This is a genomic window from Flavonifractor sp. DFI.6.63, from assembly GCF_024462255.1.
GTDB lineage: Bacteria > Bacillota > Clostridia > Oscillospirales > Oscillospiraceae > Lawsonibacter_A > Lawsonibacter_A hominis.
This window is the reverse complement of the sequence record NZ_JANGBE010000009.1, coordinates 1-15,657: the sequence shown is the minus strand read 5'-3', so window position 1 is coordinate 15,657 and position 15,657 is coordinate 1. Positions and strand designations below refer to the sequence as shown.

Genomic DNA, 15,657 nt, shown 5'->3' with positions numbered 1-15,657 from the left:
ATGCAGCCATATCTGATGCACGCCCAGGACCTGCGGGTGGAACTGGGCCATACTCTGATCGTCCGGGACGTGACCCTGGGCATACGGGATCGGGAGATCCTGACCATCATCGGCCCCAACGGCTCGGGCAAGAGCACCCTGGTCCGCGGCATGTGCCGTCTGCTGAAGCCCTCCGGCGGCCGGGTACTGCTGGAAGGCCGGGATCTGCAGGAACTGAAGCGCACCCAGATCGCCCGGCGCATCGCCGTCCTGCCCCAGAAAAAGAGCATCCCGGCCGACATTACCGTGGAGCGGCTGGTCCAGTACGGCCGGGTTCCCTACGCCCGCTTCGGCGGACGGCTGACCCGGGAAGACAACGCCGTGGTGGACCGGATGCTGGCCCTGACCGGGACGGAACGCTTCCGCTTCCGCAGCGTGGCCACCCTCTCCGGCGGCGAGGCCCAGATGGCCTGGATCGCCATGGCCCTGGCCCAGCAGCCCGACATCCTCTTTTTAGACGAACCCACCACGTTTCTGGACATCTCTTATCAGCTGGCTGTGCTGTCGCTGGTCCGACAGCTTCAGGCCGAAGCGCGCATCAGCGTCGTCATGGTGCTCCACGACCTGAACCAGGCCGCCCTGAATTCCGACCGTCTGGCCATCCTTCAGGCGGGGCGTCTGAAGGCCGTTGGGACGCCGGAGGAGCTTTGCCGGCCGGAGATGTTCCGGGATATCTTCCGGGTAGAGACGGAGCGGGTGTCCTTCGACCGGGGCAAGAACTACTATATTCCCCTCAAAATGACACCGGAGGAGCGATGAAATGTTAAAGGTCGCCGTTTATGGAAAGGGCGGGATCGGCAAATCCACCACTGTTTCCAATCTGGCCGCCGCCCTGGCCGGGCGTGGCCTGCGGGTGATGCAGGTGGGCTGCGATCCCAAGGCCGATTCCACCCGTACGCTCATGGGCGGGCGCCGCATCCCCACCATTCTGGACGCCCTGCGCTCCGGCGCCGCTCCCGCGCTGGAGGACATCGTCTTTCCCGGGGAGGGCGGCGTGCTGTGCGCTGAGGCCGGAGGGCCCGCCCCCGGCCGCGGCTGTGCCGGGAAGGGCATCGTCACCGCCTTTGAGCAGTTGGCCGCCCTGCGGGCCTATGAGATCTGCCGGCCCGACGTGGTTTTGTACGATGTGCTGGGCGACGTGGTCTGCGGGGGCTTTGCCATGCCCCTGCGGGGCGGCTATGCCGACGTGGTGCTGGTGGTGACCAGCGGGGAGCTCATGTCCTTATATGCCGCTGGAAACATCTGCTCTGCGGTGCGGGAGTTTTCGCAATACTCCGGCCTGATCCTGGGCGGTCTGGTGATCAACGAGCGGAATATCCCGCATGAGGCGGAGCGCATCCGGGCCTTCGCAGAGGAAAACCAGCTCCCCATCGTGGCCCGCATCCCCCGGTGCGGTCTGGTGCAGGAGGCGGAGGAGGCCGGAAGCACCGTTGTGGCCCGCTTTCCGGACAGCGGACAGGCGCTTGTTTATCAGGCTCTTGCAGACCGGCTGATCGGGGCCTGGGGCGGCGGGATCGGAGGGCGGACGGATGCGCCTGCGTGAGTATACCGCCGCCAGGGCGGTCCCGCGGTACAGCTGCGCCATCTCGCCGGGGAAGCATTGCCCCCTCTTCGGCGCGGGTGCGGTCCTGCAGGGGATCGGCGGCATTACGCTTTTGTACCTGGGGACCCAGGACTGTGTCTATTACGCCCAGAAGGCCGCCCTGGAGCACCGGCTTTCCGCCCCGAGCGGGGCGGAAAGCTCCCGGGTGCTGGCGCTCCAGCTGTCCGATGCGGATCTGATCTTCGGCATCCGGCCCCAGCTGGAGCAGCTCCTGGAGCGCGAAGCCCGGCGCGCGGGGACCCGGGGCGTATTTCTGGTGACCTCCTGCAGCGTGGAACTTCTGTCTGAAGACCTGCAAAGCGTAGTGGACGCCGTCGGCAGGCGCACCGGCAAGACGCTTGCGCTCATCCCCACGGAGCATTTCAGAACCTTCAGCTATTTCGAGGGGATGGAGGCCGCCCTGTCCGCCCTGGTCCGAGGGCTGAAGCCCAGGCCGCCGCAGGCAAGGGCCTTTGCCGTCCTGGGCGTGCGCCATCGGGGCGCAGAGCGGGCCGAGCCGGTACGCTTCCTGCAGGAGCGCGGCTACACCCTCCAGAGCATCCTTCCCTATGAGGCCAGCCTGGATCAGATCGAAGCGCTGCCCGGCGTCTCCTTTACGCTGGTTCTGGACGGGACGGGACTGGGAGTCGCCCGGTCCCTCCAGTCGGAGTTCGGTATTCCCTTCGTACGTTTCGACCAAAAGCTGGACCTGGACCGGATCACGGAAGCTTGGCGCCAGCTGGCCCGGCTGACCGGCGAACCTCTGGCATCCTGGATCGGCGCCCAGCGCCGGGAGGCCGCCGCCCGGTCGGAGGCGCTGCGTCCCCTGGTGGGCGGCAAGACCTTTTTTTACAGCCAGGTCATCCTCTATCCTTTTGAGACCTGCCTGTTCCTGTCCCGCCTGGGGATGATCCCCACCTGCATTTTTCTGGGCAGCGTGCTGGACCACACGGACGAGTCCCGTCTGGCGCTGGCCGGGCAGGCCGATCCGCTGCTGCTGCAAAACGCCAGTTCGGACGCCGTGGAGGCCATGCTGGCCGAACAGACGCCGGATTACTTCATCGGCGCCGCAGGCCAGGCGATCCGGCGCTATCCTGTGCGCCACGTAAACTTCCGCACCATCCCGGTGGAGGCCGGCTTTTCCTTCTACCGCAGCTGCCTGTCTCAGCTTGGGGACGCCGCCGGGGCCGCAGGAGAGGAGTACGCGCGATGAACGTGTTTGAGACCCTGCCTCCCATATCGCCCCGGATGGGCTTTCTGCGGACCGTATCCGGCTGGCTGGACGCCGCCCTGGTGGAGTTCGGCCCGGAAGGGACTATGCACTACGCCCAGTCCGCTCTCCAGGGCGGGGCGGAAAACCTCTTTACCTCCGGCATGGAGGAACGTCAGGTCATTTTCGGGGACACCCGGCCGCTGGAAGACGCGCTCCGGGCGGTAGATGCGGCCCGTGCCCCCGGTCTGCTTTTTCTTACCTCTTCTCCGGTCAGCGAGATCATCGGCGCTGATCTGGAACAAGTCCGCCGCCAGCTGCAGCCCGGTCTTCGGGCCCGCTTGTCCGTGTGGGACCGGGTGCCGGTGCAGGGCACGGAGCAGGACGGGCAGCGCAGCGCCTATGCCGCAGGGGCCGATTACCTGCGCACCCTGCCGCCCAAAGCGGACCGCGGCGCGGCCGGCGGCGTCGTGGTGCTGGGGCTGGACCAGACCGATTGGAACGGCCGTTCCGATCTGAACGAACTGCGCCGCATGTTCGCGGACTATTTCGGCCTGGCCTGCCGCAACGACCCGCAGGGCCGCTACCGCCTGGAGGAACTTCGATCCGCCCGGCTGCTGCTGGCCGCTTCTCCCGCTGCGCTGCCGTTGGCGGAAGCCGCGCAGGCGCTGTGGGGCGTTCCCGTTTGCCGGGGGCTTCCTTACGGGGTACGGGGCAGCGCCCGGCTGGTGGAATCCGTATCCCGCCTTTTGGAACAGGCGCCCTCCCCGGCCTGGTCAGCCGACCGCCGGGAGGCGGAGCAGGCCGTGCGGGAATTCCAATTTGCCCTCCGCCCCTGGCCAAAACGGGAGCTCCGGCTCTGTGTGCGGCCGGAACGCGCAGCTTGTTTGGCTTCCTTTCTTTCCGGCGAACTGAAGCTTTCCGTCTCGACGCCGCCGGAGCACGCGTTTCTGACGCAGCCTCCAGCCGGGGCGGTCCTGCTGGGCAGCGGCATTTTGTGCCGCCTGTATCCGCAGCACCCTTCCCTGTGCCTGGATACGCCCGTCCTTCACCAGCAATTGTTCAGCACCCATCTTCCGTTCGCAGGGATCCGGGGTACGGCGAATCTGCTGTCCGCCCTATACCCCCTCCTGACGGAGGATGTCTGATCGCGGACACTCGCCGCGTCTGTCTGCGCTTCGTGAGTCCCACGAAGTGACTCATTTCCATTCTGGCCGGCAGGACCTCCGGAGCGCGTCGTCCGCGCGTTCCGGAGGTCCTGCCCGTTTCTGCCGTTCAACCGGGCCAAACGGGTCCGCATCCGTTTAATACGCTTTCCCAGAAGCGGGCCCCCGATGAACGCATCCCGTGCAGGATGCAGAAGAAGGCTCATACCCCCGCCGAAACGCCTTTTCCATTCCGATGCCGAACAAATGGAACGGTTGACCCCATAAGGAAGCTGGTCACCTAACAAAAAATCCATATTGATTCTCTCCGCATGGTAGAATGGAGTTCCTACACGGCGCCTGCCAAGGGAGGGCGATCACTATGGACTGCCAAGATTCGATCACAGAAGGCGCAGAACGCAGGAAGGGACAGCATCTTGGACGTGAAGAAAGAGGAGCCATCCAGCATCGCAAGCGTCAGGTCCGGGCCGGCAATCTTGATTTGGCTGTGACGGAGCTGCCGGAGGCGGTAAAGCAAACGCGACACAAAACGTTGAAGCCCCGCGTGGACAAAAAGAACTACGGCAGCAGCATCTCTGTGCAGTCTGTAATTGCAGCGCTTCGCATCAGGGAAGACCACGGGGAAGGCGATAGCGTGGTGGACAGGAAGTCTGGCAAGAAGGCCGTTAGCCTCTCTCTGTTGGAGAAGAAAACGGAAAGCTACGTCGCCCTCCATCTTCTCGGCAAGAACCTGGATTCCGTGCTGAACGCCACGCAGCTGCGCAAAGAGGCGTTTGGGGAAACGTTCTCACAGGTCTTTAAGAGCATTACCGGGGACAACGGCCCGGAGTTCTCCGGTTTTGCCCAGGTTGAAAACTGGGGCAGCCAGGTCTCCTCCGCCCCCCTCCCCCTCTTGGGAACGTCCTCAGAATGCGCGCCATAACGGCCTGCTTCGGACTTTCGTCCCAAAAGGCGTATCCATAGAATCATTCTACCCTGCGTACATTCTGTCTGCTGCTGATGAGCTGAACGGGAGGCCCCGCAAGAAGCGGGGCTGCCGTCCCCGGAAGAACGGTTTGAACGGTTCCTCGCCTCTGTTTACGCAGCCGCGTAACCGTCTGTTGGCGTTTTACAGGTCGCGCCGCGCTTCCATACGGGCCTTTGGCCGGAGCGTATTCCATTGGCACCGGGGAAGGCATGCCGCTGTTCCAGCCCGGCAAAACCAAACAGGCCCGCAAACCTGTCCCTGACGCGCCAAAAGAAGGTACCGTCTCTGAAATCCTGAGACGGTACCTTCTTTGGTTGCGGGGGAAGGATTTGAGCCTTCGGCCTCCGCGTGATTGTGCGCCAAATTTGAACGGGAGCCCGCCTGGCCGTAAATCTGAGCAGGCCTGGATGGTCGTCTTGCCCCCCTTTGGTACGCTGACCTGGCGCATATCATAAGAGGGTTTGATATAGTGTCCTTTGGGTCTGTACGTTTTAGGGGCATCTGCAATCCCGTACTCCGTTTACAGCCCTCGCCGCTTCTGACGGCCATACTCTATTTGATACTGTTTGATTTTCCGGCAGACCGTAGACGCATGCAGATTCAGCTTCTTCCCTGCTTCCTGCAGTGTGGAAGAACCGCGCAAGGCGTATTCTAACAGCTGTTTTTCATAGGCGCATACAGCGGCATTGAAGTCAATTTCTTCTTCCAGGCCCGGGACGGCAGGTACCATGGGCTTACGCGGCTCTTCGGCCAGGAGCACCCCTTTGTCAAGATTCAAAAGCCCCGCCAGCATCTCGTCTCCCACTTGTCCGATCCCGGAGCTGCATAGAACTAAGTATTCGATCAGATTCTCCAGTTCCCGGATATTGCCCGGCCATGAGTATTCCTTCATATAGTCCAACTGACGCTGCGTCAGGTGAAAACTTCGGCTGTATTTCCGGCTGAAGCGGTCGATAAAATGATCACAGAGGGCCTCCAAGTCCTGCTGCCGCTCCCGCAGGGGCGGTACACGGATCGGGATCACATTTAGGCGATAATACAGATCCTGGCGGAATCCCCCTTCCGCCACCTTCTTTTTGAGATCCGCATTGGTCAGCGCCAGGAAGCGGATGTTCAGCCGGATTGGCTTGGTGCCGCCAATCCGGGTGATCTCTTGGGATTGGATTGCGCGCAGGAGTTTCACCTGGAGATCCATCGACATATCGCCGATCTCATCCAGCATGAGCGTACCGTTGTTGGCATACTCGAACAGGCCGATCTTTCCCTTGGTATTGGCTCCGGTAAACGCGCCTTTCTCATAACCGAACAGCTCCGATTCCAACAAGTGAGCCGGAATGGAAGCACAGTTGATCTTTACATATGGTTTGTCGTTGCGCAGGCTCCTGCGGTAGATCTCATCTGCGATGACCTCTTTCCCCACGCCCGACTCCCCGGTAATCAGAATGGACGCATCTGTGGGGGCGACATGATCGATCAGGACACCAATCTGCTCCAGGGAGCCATAGCGCCCAACCATCCCCTCGGACAGCTCCTTGGCGGATTCCTTATTGATCGACTTCGGCTTTAGAGAATTCACCTCGTGGACAAACGTTTCAAAATCATCCTGAAGGGAACGCAGAGAGGGGATCGGGCGGCTGCACGCTACCACCTGCCGTAAGCTTCCGTCGGGACGAAACAGCGGCGTGCCCACGACGTATCCCATAAGGGGCTGCTCCGTCTTGTAAGTTGTAGAGAGACGAAACACCTGCTTTTTCCCCTCCAGCACGCTGCAGACCGCTCCTCCGGTAAACAGCTTGTCCGTCCCAATCAGCTGGTGGATATCTTTCCCCAGCACGTCCTCCTCTGTAATGCCGGTATTTTTAGTGTAGGCAAGATTAATATATAGAACGATCCCGTCGGCATCTGTAATCAGAAGGCTGTCGTCCAGGTGATCCGTCACTTCTTTAAAGTCGATCCCCCGGTCATGGAACACCGCCAAGGCTCGGTCGATTCCATTGAGCGCGGTCACAAGGTGCTGGTCCTGTACCGAGGCGATCAACTTCTGCAGTGCAATGCGTGTATCGCGGATTGCGACATATTGGTCCATATCATTTTCCTTTCCTGGAGAGGCTGGCGTTAAATTTTATTATATAGTATATCATAATTTCCGTTTTGCAACAAGAAAAGAAAAGCGCATTGCACATTTGCAATCTGCAACAAGGAATCCGATAAAAAATCGGCGTTTTTTGTCGCATACAGGGAAATAACGCTGTAACAGGGGCACGTTCCCACTACGGCCATTTTTCAGCGAACATTCCGGAAAGTTGGCATGATGCTTGCAGGCATTATATATAGTCCTCCCGCAAAGGTATATCGATCCTGTCAAATCAAAAAAGAAGGAGAAATTACATTATGGGAAAGCAAGTGCTCGTAGACCTGTCCCACCCCTTTGGCCGCGGTAATCCGCTGTGGCCGTCCAACGGCGATTTCCACATCGACCGGGTGCAGCATATGCCTATGCATTATCGGCTGCTCCAGACCTTTAACGACTTCCACATGCACAACTCGACCCATGCCGACTCTCCCTCCCACGTGATCCCGGAATCCCCGTATACCCATGAGCTCCCGCTGGAGAATTATTACGGGGAAGCGGTCTGTCTGGACATCCCCAAAAAGCACTGGGAGCTGATCACCGTAGCGGATATCGAGAATGCGGCGGCCAGAGTGGAGGGCGGCATCAAAGAAGGCGACTGGGTGCTGATCTGTACCGGCATGAATCAGCGCTGGGGCGAAAATGACGACTATTTTGCGTACAGTCCCGGCCTTTCTATTGAAGGCGCACACTGGTTCGTCGACCACAAGGTGAAGGGCGTCGGCTTCGACCTGCAGGCGCTGGATCACATCCTGTATACGTATGCGGCCGAACACGGCCCCGGCCCCTATGTCCCCCGGATCGTTGAGCAGTATATCAAGGAGTTTGGCCACTCGCCCCTGGAAGATTTCCCGGAATGGGAGCCGGTGCATGAGATCCTGCTGGGCAACAACGTCATGGGCATCGAAAACCTGGGCGGCGATATTGAAAAGGTCAAGGGCCAGAGATTTATGTTCTGCGCATTCCCCCTGCGGTGGTATATGGGCGACGGCACGATCGTGCGCGCCGTCGCGTTTATTGATGAGGACAAGCTCAACAAGGACGTCCCCGACCGCGTCTACAAGTACGGCGTGTATTGACCGTTCAGTTGGCAACAACAAAAATGAAGAAATGAAGAGAGGATATCTAACATGAGAAAAATTATCTGTACCGCATTAAGCACGGCTCTCTTGCTTGGAATACTGGCTGGTTGCGGAGGACAGGAAACCACCCCTCCTGCGGTAAACACGCCCAGCGGTGCGGTGCCCGCGACTTCGCAGCCCGGCGGAGATGTGACCTATCCCACTATGAAATTGAGCGTAGCGGCGTTGGACTCCGCGGATAAGGCAAAGGCCCATGATATTCAGCTTTTTACAGATCTAGTAACCGAGCGCTCCGGCGGCGCAATTACCTTCGAGGTGTACTACAACGCTCAATTGGGCAAGGCGACGGACAACCTGACCACAATCGGGAGTGGGATCGCAGACCTGGGTACGGTATGTACGCTGTACACGCCCAGTAATCTGCCCTTGTCCCAAATTACATACTGTATCCCATTTGCCCCCAGCGACCCCAATTTAGCTGCACAGCTGATGTACCGAGTCAGCCAGGAACATCCAGAGTTTTATGGAGAATATGAAAAGAATGGCGTCGTCTGCCTTGCCTGGAAGGGGAACGAACCCTATAAACTGTACTCCAAAAATTCCATCACATCAACCTCCCAGCTCAACGGCATGAAGCTCACCCTGGGCGGCGTATATTACATCCCCTGGTTTGAATCCATCGGCGCAGTGCCGGTCAGCGCCCCTGCGGCAGATTTGTATCAGACCATCAAAACGGGTGTGGCCACCGGCTCTTTCGTATACGACAGCATCTATTGCGATTATAAGCTCTATGAGGTAGAGGACTATTGCCTGGAGGTTGGTCTGGGCGCCCGCAACAACGATACGATCTGCATTAATAAGGCGGTATGGGATTCCCTGGACGACGCCACGAAAACCCTGTTTCAAGCGTGCGCGGACGAAGCCATGGCGGAGTTCCAACAGTGGGAGCAGGAACAGATGGACGGTTGGGTCGAAGAGATGAAGAGCAACGGTGTGACGATCTCTCCTCTGTCAGATGAAGAAAAGGCTTCTTGGGCCGAGACCGCACTGACCTATCAGGATACCCTGCAGACCTGGATCGACGACGTTACCGCGCTGGGATATGATGGCGCGGCAATCATGTCCACCTATATCAAGGCCGGAGAAGAGCTGGGCTATACATGGGCATTTGATACTGCCCCGTATATCCAGTGACGTGCGGAGGGACCGGCCTGGAATACTCCGGGCCGGTCCGCCAAAGGAGAGGAGGATAACTATGCCAAGGGCCAAAAAGCATCGACTGTTTTATGAAAAACCGGAAATGCTGATGCAGTTTTTCGCTTGGATATCAGCCGGCGTAATGCTGTTCAATATGGTATTAATCTGTCTGGATGTATTGATGCGTTATCTGTTTAATTCCCCCATTAAGGGTGCGACGGAAGTTGTCACCATGCTTATGGCATGGGTGGCTTATGCAGGCATGTCCTATACGCTGCTCAAGGGCCAGCACATGCAACTGGGTGCAATTTATGACAAGTTCCACGGACGCGTCAAGCACGTGGCCAGTTTTCTGATTTATCTGTTGGCCACTATCCTGTTTATCGTAATGATCAAAGCCTCCTGGGGCGTGTTCTGGGCTTCCTGGCTCATTAAGGAGAAGTCGGTGGCTTCCGTTACGGTTTATGTCTTTATCGGAAAATTTGGGGCCTTTTTAGGCTGGGTACTCCTCGCGGTACAGGGAGCGTTTATGACGATCTACTGCGCCATGGGTATCGCGCGGCCCGACCGCGTCGCGCCGATCCTCATTAAGTCCGACCTTCCCAGCGCGGAGGAGCTTGGCGTGTTCAATACGGACGCCGCGGGACAAGCAGATGCGTCCGGAAAGGATGGAGAAGCACAATGAACGCAAGTATCATCATTGCCATCATCGGTATTATTGCGCTGATCACGCTGGTTCTGATGGGAGTACATATTGCCGTTGCACTGGGCAGCGTTGGATTTTTTGGCTTAGTCGCATGTATGGGTGTTGACCGGGCGATTTCTATGGTTGGTATGCAGGCGTATACAGGTATTGCTACATTTGACTATGCCGTGATTCCCCTGTTTATCCTGATGGGAATGCTGGCCACCGGAATTGGAATCAGCACAGAGTGCTATGACACATTGGCCAAATGGCTGGGAAAAATTCCGGGCGGACTAGGCGTGGCGACCACCCTGGGATGTACTGCTTTCGGTACGCTGAATGGGTCTGCGCTAGTCACCGGCTCCGTTTTCGCTAAGATCGCCGCCCCTGAGATGAAGCGTTACGGATATGACCAGAATCTAACCTATGGCTTGATTGCGGCATCCGGAAACATCGGGCAGTTTATTCCGCCCAGCATCATGATCGTCATTTTCGGCGCCCTGTCCGGGGATTCCATCGGGCGGCTTCTGATGGCGGCGATTTCGCCCGGACTAGCTCTGGCCATCGGCTTCTCGCTGTTTACCGTGGGGACGGCGATCGTACGCCCCAAGCTCTTTCCCCGCGTGACGCAGAACTATACCTGGAAGGAGAAGTTTATCTCCCTGAAGGATCTGATCCCCATTGCCATTGTAGCGGTGGTCATCATCGGCGGCATCTTTTTCGGAATCTGCAGTTCGGCGGAAGCCGGGGCCATCGGATGCCTGGTATTCTTTATCATGGGCTTGATCAAGCGCACTCCCTTCAAAAAAATTTGGCGGGCTATTATGGATACAGTGGAAAATATGACCATGCTGTTTTTAATTCTGGCTTGCTCTGGTATGTTTGCCAAGTTCATGACTGTCTCCGGATTGGCCCAAGCCCTGACCAACCTCGTGACCAAGGCAAACTTGAGTCCCATTGTGTTCCTTTTTGCGGCCGTGGTGGTCTTCGTTATTTTGGGCTGCTTTATTGATGCGTACTCCAGCATTGCGCTGACGATCCCCGTGTTCTACCCAGCGGCCGTGGCGCTGGGGATTGATCCGATCCAGTTTGATATGGTGGCAATCTTGGCGCTCCACATGGGCGGCCTGACCCCGCCTGTGGGCCTTTGTGTATACTCTGTGAAGGCGGTCGCCCCCAAAGATGTCGATGTGATGGGGATCTTTAAAGGGTCCATGCCATATCTGGTAATCATGATTATTATTACGGCTCTATTTATCTTTATCCCAGGCTTGTCTACATTTATTCCAAACGCTATGTTCAACTGATAACAAAACGGTTCAACTCGAAAGGAAGCAATCCATCATGGGAAAGCAAGTGCTCGTAGACCTGTCCCACCCCTTTGGCCGCGGTAATCCGCTGTGGCCGTCCAACGGCGATTTCCACATCGACCGGGTGCAGCATATGCCTATGCATTATCGGCTGCTTCAGACCTTTAACGACTTCCACATGCACAACTCAACCCATGCCGACTCCCCCTCCCACGTGATCCCGGAATCCCCGTATACCCATGAGCTCCCGCTGGAGAATTATTACGGGGAAGCGGTCTGTCTGGACATCCCCAAAAAGCACTGGGAGCTGATCACCGTAGCGGATATCGAGAATGCGGCGGCCAGAGTGGAGGGCGGCATCAAAGAAGGCGACTGGGTGCTGATCTGTACCGGCATGAATCAGCGCTGGGGCGAAAATGACGACTATTTTGCGTACAGTCCCGGCCTTTCTATTGAAGGCGCACACTGGTTCGTCGACCACAAGGTGAAGGGCGTCGGCTTCGACCTGCAGGCGCTGGATCACATCCTGTATACGTATGCGGCCGAACACGGCCCCGGCCCCTATGTCCCCCGGATCGTTGAGCAGTATATCAAGGAGTTTGGCCACTCGCCCCTGGAAGATTTCCCGGAATGGGAGCCGGTGCATGAGATCCTGCTGGGCAACAACGTCATGGGCATCGAAAACCTGGGCGGCGATATTGAAAAGGTCAAGGGCCAGAGATTTATGTTCTGCGCATTCCCCCTGCGGTGGTATATGGGCGACGGCACGATCGTGCGCGCCGTCGCGTTTATTGATGAGGACAAGCTCAACAAGGACGTCCCCGACCGCGTCTACAAGTACGGCGTGTATTGATTCCAGAGAAAGACGGCGAACAACACTTATGGCTGAAAAGAAAAAAATTGCGATTCTGGGGGCCGGAACCATGGGCGTCGGGATTGCTCAGATGTTTGCGGCTGCCGGACACGATGTAAAGCTTATTTACGTATATGACGATAAAACGCGCAGCCGCCCTGTGGAGACCATGACGGCCAACCTGGCAATTTTGACGGAAGAGGGTGTTCTTCCCCAGGCGTGCATGGAACAGGTTCTCTCCCGCGTCTCATTCACTGAGAGCCTGGAGGAAGCAGCCGATTTTGCACAGGTCATAATCGAATGTATTGTGGAGAATCTGGCGGTTAAGCAGGATTATTTTCAAAAACTGGATCAATTGTGCCCCCCCTCTACCATCTTGACAACCAACACGTCGGCAATCAGCGTGACCGAGATTGCGGAAAAGTCGGTTCATAAGGAGCGCATTATTGGCACGCACTTCTGGAATCCGGCCTATTTGATTCCGTTGGTGGAGGTGATCAACACCAAGTACGCCGATCCAGCGGTCCTTTCTGAAATGTGTGAAGTCCTGAAGGGCGCCCATAAAATGCCCGTGGTTGTCAAAAAAGATGTGCCGGGCTTTCTGGCCAACCGGATGCAGCACGCCCTCTTCCGGGAAGCAATCTCCATTGTGGAAAATGAAATTGCCGACCCAGCGGACGTAGACAACGCCATCAAGTATGGCTTCGGTATGCGCTTGGGCGTGTCTGGGCCTATGGAGGTCATCGACCGCGGCGGCACCGACCTGACCTATTCCATCCACAAGTATCTGTTCCCACACATCGAAAGCTCCACCCAGCCCTCCCGGATGCTCACCAATCTGATGGAACACGGAAAATTGGGCTTCAAGAGCGGCGAAGGCTTTCAGCCGTGGAGTGAGGAACGGATTAAAGAGAGCAACGAAAACTTGACACGGGGTCTCATCACGGTGACCCGTGCTTTGGGGCGGCTTTGACGAACGTGGTCGGGATACCCTGCTGTCCGGGAAAGAATCGGCTCGTTGTCCCGGAATACAAGGAAGGATACCACCGGCCAAGGGCCCCAAAAGAAACAGAACCTCCAATGCGGGGCGGCATCGGAAGTCAGGCTGCACCGCCCCGCATTTGGACCTTGGGAAAGCGTCGAGCCGACCTATGCAGGCGGCAATCGGCCTTTTCTCAGAAAGGAAAAGAAACAATGAGCAACGTCGTAATTACAGCGGGGTGCCGTACCGCGATTGGAACGATCAATGGTCAGTATAAGGATTTGACCGCTCTGGATCTGAGTATTCCGGTCATGCAGGCACTCGTGCACCGGTCAAAAATCGATCCTGTGCTCCTGGACGATGTGATTTGGGGGTGCAACTACCAGCGTACATACCTGGAGAATAACCTGGCACGAGTCGCACTGATCAAGGCCGGAATCCCTGAAACGGTACCCGGTATCACAGTCCACCGCAACTGTACTTCTTCCATGTCCTCCATTCAAATGGCCTATTACCAGATCAAGGCGGGCGAAGCGTCCTGCATCATGGCGGGCGGCGCAGACAGCATGACCAATGCCCCGCATATGGCGTTTGGCATCCGCGGCGGGAAGAAATACGGGCACCTGGAGTTACGGGATTCCATGTGGGATTCACTGACCAATCTGGGTGTTGGGCCCGCCATGGGAGTGACAGCGGAAAATGTGGCCGCGCGCTACGGCATTACCCGTGAAGCGATGGACCGCTACGCCCTGCAGAGTCAACAACGGGCGGCAACGGCAATTAACGCCAACCGCTTCCGAGAGGAAATCGTCCCGGTGACGGTGAAAACCCGCAATGGAGAGCAGCAAATCGACACCGACGAGTATCCCCGTCAGACCAGTCTGGAACAGTTGGCGGCGCTCAAGGCAACATTCCAGGAAAACGGCTCTGTGACCGCCGGAAACGCTTCCGGCATGAATGACGCCGCTTCCGGCGTCATCGTAATGAGCGAAGAGAAGGCCCAGCAGCTGGGCTGTCCCACCCTGTGCCGGATCGTATCTGTAGGCACGACCGGCGTGGATCCCGCGCTGATGGGGATTGGCCCCATCAGCGCCAGTCGGAAGGCTTTGGTGAAGGCGGGGCTGACCATGGAGGAGGTTGATCTGGTGGAGATCAACGAGGCATTTGCCGCCCAGACTTTGGCATGCGCCCAGGAACTGGGCATTGATCAAAACAAGCTGAACGTCAATGGCGGCGGTATTTCCTTGGGGCACCCAGTGGGAGCCACCGGCTCCAGAATCGTTATTACGCTGATGAATGAGCTGGCAAAGCGCCATGGCCGCTATGGACTGGCCACCCTGTGCGCGGGCGGCGGCATGGGAACGGCGGTCGTGATCGAAAACTTGGTTCCCTAAAGGAGATCCGGCAGGGAAAAGTATCAGTTATTCCTATGCTATTAAATTAAGGAGCTACTGCGTATGTACCAAACAAAACGGCTGAACCGTACCGATAAAGTTATCATTACCGCAGCTCTGACCGGTGCGGTCACCACAAAGCAGGACAATCCCGCCTTACCCACCCAGCCGGAAGAAATCGCAAAAGCCGCCATTCGTTGTTGGGAAGCCGGGGCGGCCGTGGTGCATATCCATGTCCGGGACGATAACGATCAGGGCAGTATGCGCTTTGATAAATTTCAAGATACTGTGGGGCTTATTCGGCAAGCCAAGTGTCCGGTGGTACTCAATCTGACCTCCTCCGGCGGACAAGGCTTCTCTTGGGAAGATCGAATCAAGCCTTTTCGGGAGTTAAAGCCTGAACTGGCATCCTTTGACGCAGGTACGATGAACTGGCTCAATAAGGTGGTTTTTATGAATGAGCCGGAGTTTCTGGAACGGTGCGGCAACGCAATGATCGCAGCGGGAGTTAAGCCGGAGATCGAGGTCTTTGACATTGGGATGCTAAACACCGCAAAATATTACCTAAAAAAGGGGATCATTCAGGCTCCGGCCCACTTTCAGTTGTGTCTGGGCGCTCCAGGCGGTATGGAGGCCACGGTGGAAAACCTGCTGTACCTCGTTAATCATCTGCCGGAAAATTGTACTTGGGGCGCCTTTGGCATCGGGCGAGGTGCCAACGAGGTGCTTCTTGCAGCGCTGGCACTGGGGGGAAACATTCGCGTGGGCCTGGAGGATAACGTATATTACAACCATGGCCAGTTGGCTCGCTCAAACGAGCAATTCGTAGAGAGAGTCAAGCGGGTGGCGAATGAGTTTGGACGTCAGGCCGCCACTTCAGACGAGGCGCGTGAGATACTCGGCATCACAAAAAACAGACAGGAGTGATTGCAATGTCACTGATGACGGGCGAGGAGTACATTGAGAGCATCCGGAAGCGGAAGATGCAGGTATATCTGTTTGGGAAAAAGGTGGAGGACCCGGTGGACGACCCCATTCTGCGGCCCTCGCTGAACAGCG

Annotated in this window: 15 protein-coding genes; 14 read left to right on the top strand and 1 reads right to left on the bottom strand. The window is 57.6% G+C overall.

The annotated features are described in order from the left end of the window. The 5 genes from NE547_RS06630 to NE547_RS06610 all read left to right on the top strand — a co-directional run bounded on the left by NE547_RS06630 (position 1) and on the right by NE547_RS06610 (position 4,919). Entirely contained in the window at positions 1 to 798 is a 798-nt protein-coding gene (locus NE547_RS06630; RefSeq protein WP_186906943.1) for an ABC transporter ATP-binding protein, read from the top strand. Between the two features lies 1 nt (position 799). Then, positions 800 to 1,582, top strand: coding sequence for an AAA family ATPase (locus tag NE547_RS06625; RefSeq protein WP_186906944.1), 783 nt, complete (start codon positions 800 to 802; stop codon positions 1,580 to 1,582). Next, on the top strand, positions 1,569 to 2,834 hold the full coding sequence (locus NE547_RS06620) for a nitrogenase component 1 (RefSeq protein ID WP_256175085.1): 1,266 nt from the start codon (positions 1,569 to 1,571) through the stop codon (positions 2,832 to 2,834). Before NE547_RS06625 ends, NE547_RS06620 begins: the two co-directional genes overlap by 14 nt. Next, positions 2,831 to 3,979, top strand: coding sequence for a nitrogenase component 1 (locus NE547_RS06615; protein ID WP_186906946.1), 1,149 nt, complete (start codon positions 2,831 to 2,833; stop codon positions 3,977 to 3,979). Before NE547_RS06620 ends, NE547_RS06615 begins: the two co-directional genes overlap by 4 nt. Positions 3,980 to 4,358: 379 nt before the next feature. Continuing rightward, entirely contained in the window at positions 4,359 to 4,919 is a 561-nt protein-coding gene (locus tag NE547_RS06610) for a hypothetical protein (RefSeq protein ID WP_186906947.1), read from the top strand. A gap of 565 nt (positions 4,920 to 5,484) precedes the next feature. Here the strand turns inward: NE547_RS06610 and NE547_RS06605 are convergent. Continuing rightward, entirely contained in the window at positions 5,485 to 7,050 is a 1,566-nt protein-coding gene (locus tag NE547_RS06605; RefSeq protein ID WP_186906948.1) for a sigma-54-dependent Fis family transcriptional regulator, read from the bottom strand. A 305-nt stretch (positions 7,051 to 7,355) separates the two neighbouring features. Here NE547_RS06605 and NE547_RS06600 point away from each other — a divergent pair, with 305 nt between their 5' ends. From NE547_RS06600 to NE547_RS18375, 9 genes are all read left to right on the top strand, one after another. Then, the gene (locus NE547_RS06600; RefSeq protein WP_256175076.1) at positions 7,356 to 8,174 is read left to right on the top strand and encodes a cyclase family protein; all 819 of its coding nucleotides are present in this window, start codon (positions 7,356 to 7,358) and stop codon (positions 8,172 to 8,174) included. 207 nt (positions 8,175 to 8,381) lie between these two features. Next, the gene (locus tag NE547_RS06595) at positions 8,382 to 9,371 is read left to right on the top strand and encodes a TRAP transporter substrate-binding protein DctP (RefSeq protein WP_256175082.1); all 990 of its coding nucleotides are present in this window, start codon (positions 8,382 to 8,384) and stop codon (positions 9,369 to 9,371) included. A 61-nt stretch (positions 9,372 to 9,432) separates the two neighbouring features. Beyond that, complete coding sequence (locus tag NE547_RS06590; RefSeq protein WP_256175080.1) at positions 9,433 to 10,059, top strand: TRAP transporter small permease subunit; 627 nt, start codon at positions 9,433 to 9,435, stop codon at positions 10,057 to 10,059. Next, entirely contained in the window at positions 10,056 to 11,366 is a 1,311-nt protein-coding gene (locus NE547_RS06585; protein ID WP_256175078.1) for a TRAP transporter large permease, read from the top strand. Before NE547_RS06590 ends, NE547_RS06585 begins: the two co-directional genes overlap by 4 nt. Before the next feature lie 37 nt (positions 11,367 to 11,403). After that, positions 11,404 to 12,222 (top strand): cyclase family protein, encoded by an 819-nt coding sequence (locus tag NE547_RS06580; protein ID WP_256175076.1) that lies wholly within the window; start codon positions 11,404 to 11,406, stop codon positions 12,220 to 12,222. A 28-nt stretch (positions 12,223 to 12,250) separates the two neighbouring features. Next, positions 12,251 to 13,195, top strand: a complete 945-nt coding sequence (locus NE547_RS06575; RefSeq protein ID WP_256175074.1) for a 3-hydroxyacyl-CoA dehydrogenase family protein — start codon at positions 12,251 to 12,253, stop codon at positions 13,193 to 13,195. A gap of 221 nt (positions 13,196 to 13,416) precedes the next feature. After that, the gene (locus NE547_RS06570) at positions 13,417 to 14,598 is read left to right on the top strand and encodes an acetyl-CoA C-acyltransferase (protein WP_256175072.1); all 1,182 of its coding nucleotides are present in this window, start codon (positions 13,417 to 13,419) and stop codon (positions 14,596 to 14,598) included. A gap of 63 nt (positions 14,599 to 14,661) precedes the next feature. Next, on the top strand, positions 14,662 to 15,525 hold the full coding sequence (locus NE547_RS06565; RefSeq protein WP_256175070.1) for a 3-keto-5-aminohexanoate cleavage protein: 864 nt from the start codon (positions 14,662 to 14,664) through the stop codon (positions 15,523 to 15,525). 5 nt (positions 15,526 to 15,530) lie between these two features. Then, positions 15,531 to 15,657 (top strand): 4-hydroxyphenylacetate 3-hydroxylase N-terminal domain-containing protein (locus NE547_RS18375; protein ID WP_305148467.1); only part of this gene is annotated, 127 nt, incomplete at its 3' end.

Coding starts and splice junctions, on each gene's coding strand:
- NE547_RS06610 (WP_186906947.1), top strand. CDS start 4,359: ATGGACTGCCAAGATTCGATCACAGAAGGCGCAGAACGCAGGAAGGGA.
- NE547_RS06590 (WP_256175080.1), top strand. CDS start 9,433: ATGCCAAGGGCCAAAAAGCATCGACTGTTTTATGAAAAACCGGAAATG.
- NE547_RS06580 (WP_256175076.1), top strand. CDS start 11,404: ATGGGAAAGCAAGTGCTCGTAGACCTGTCCCACCCCTTTGGCCGCGGT.
- NE547_RS06585 (WP_256175078.1), top strand. CDS start 10,056: ATGAACGCAAGTATCATCATTGCCATCATCGGTATTATTGCGCTGATC.
- NE547_RS06575 (WP_256175074.1), top strand. CDS start 12,251: ATGGCTGAAAAGAAAAAAATTGCGATTCTGGGGGCCGGAACCATGGGC.
- NE547_RS06570 (WP_256175072.1), top strand. CDS start 13,417: ATGAGCAACGTCGTAATTACAGCGGGGTGCCGTACCGCGATTGGAACG.
- NE547_RS06595 (WP_256175082.1), top strand. CDS start 8,382: ATGAAATTGAGCGTAGCGGCGTTGGACTCCGCGGATAAGGCAAAGGCC.
- NE547_RS06600 (WP_256175076.1), top strand. CDS start 7,356: ATGGGAAAGCAAGTGCTCGTAGACCTGTCCCACCCCTTTGGCCGCGGT.
- NE547_RS06620 (WP_256175085.1), top strand. CDS start 1,569: ATGCGCCTGCGTGAGTATACCGCCGCCAGGGCGGTCCCGCGGTACAGC.
- NE547_RS06615 (WP_186906946.1), top strand. CDS start 2,831: ATGAACGTGTTTGAGACCCTGCCTCCCATATCGCCCCGGATGGGCTTT.
- NE547_RS06565 (WP_256175070.1), top strand. CDS start 14,662: ATGTACCAAACAAAACGGCTGAACCGTACCGATAAAGTTATCATTACC.
- NE547_RS06625 (WP_186906944.1), top strand. CDS start 800: ATGTTAAAGGTCGCCGTTTATGGAAAGGGCGGGATCGGCAAATCCACC.
- NE547_RS06605 (WP_186906948.1), bottom strand. CDS start 7,050: ATGGACCAATATGTCGCAATCCGCGATACACGCATTGCACTGCAGAAG.
- NE547_RS06630 (WP_186906943.1), top strand. CDS start 1: ATGCAGCCATATCTGATGCACGCCCAGGACCTGCGGGTGGAACTGGGC.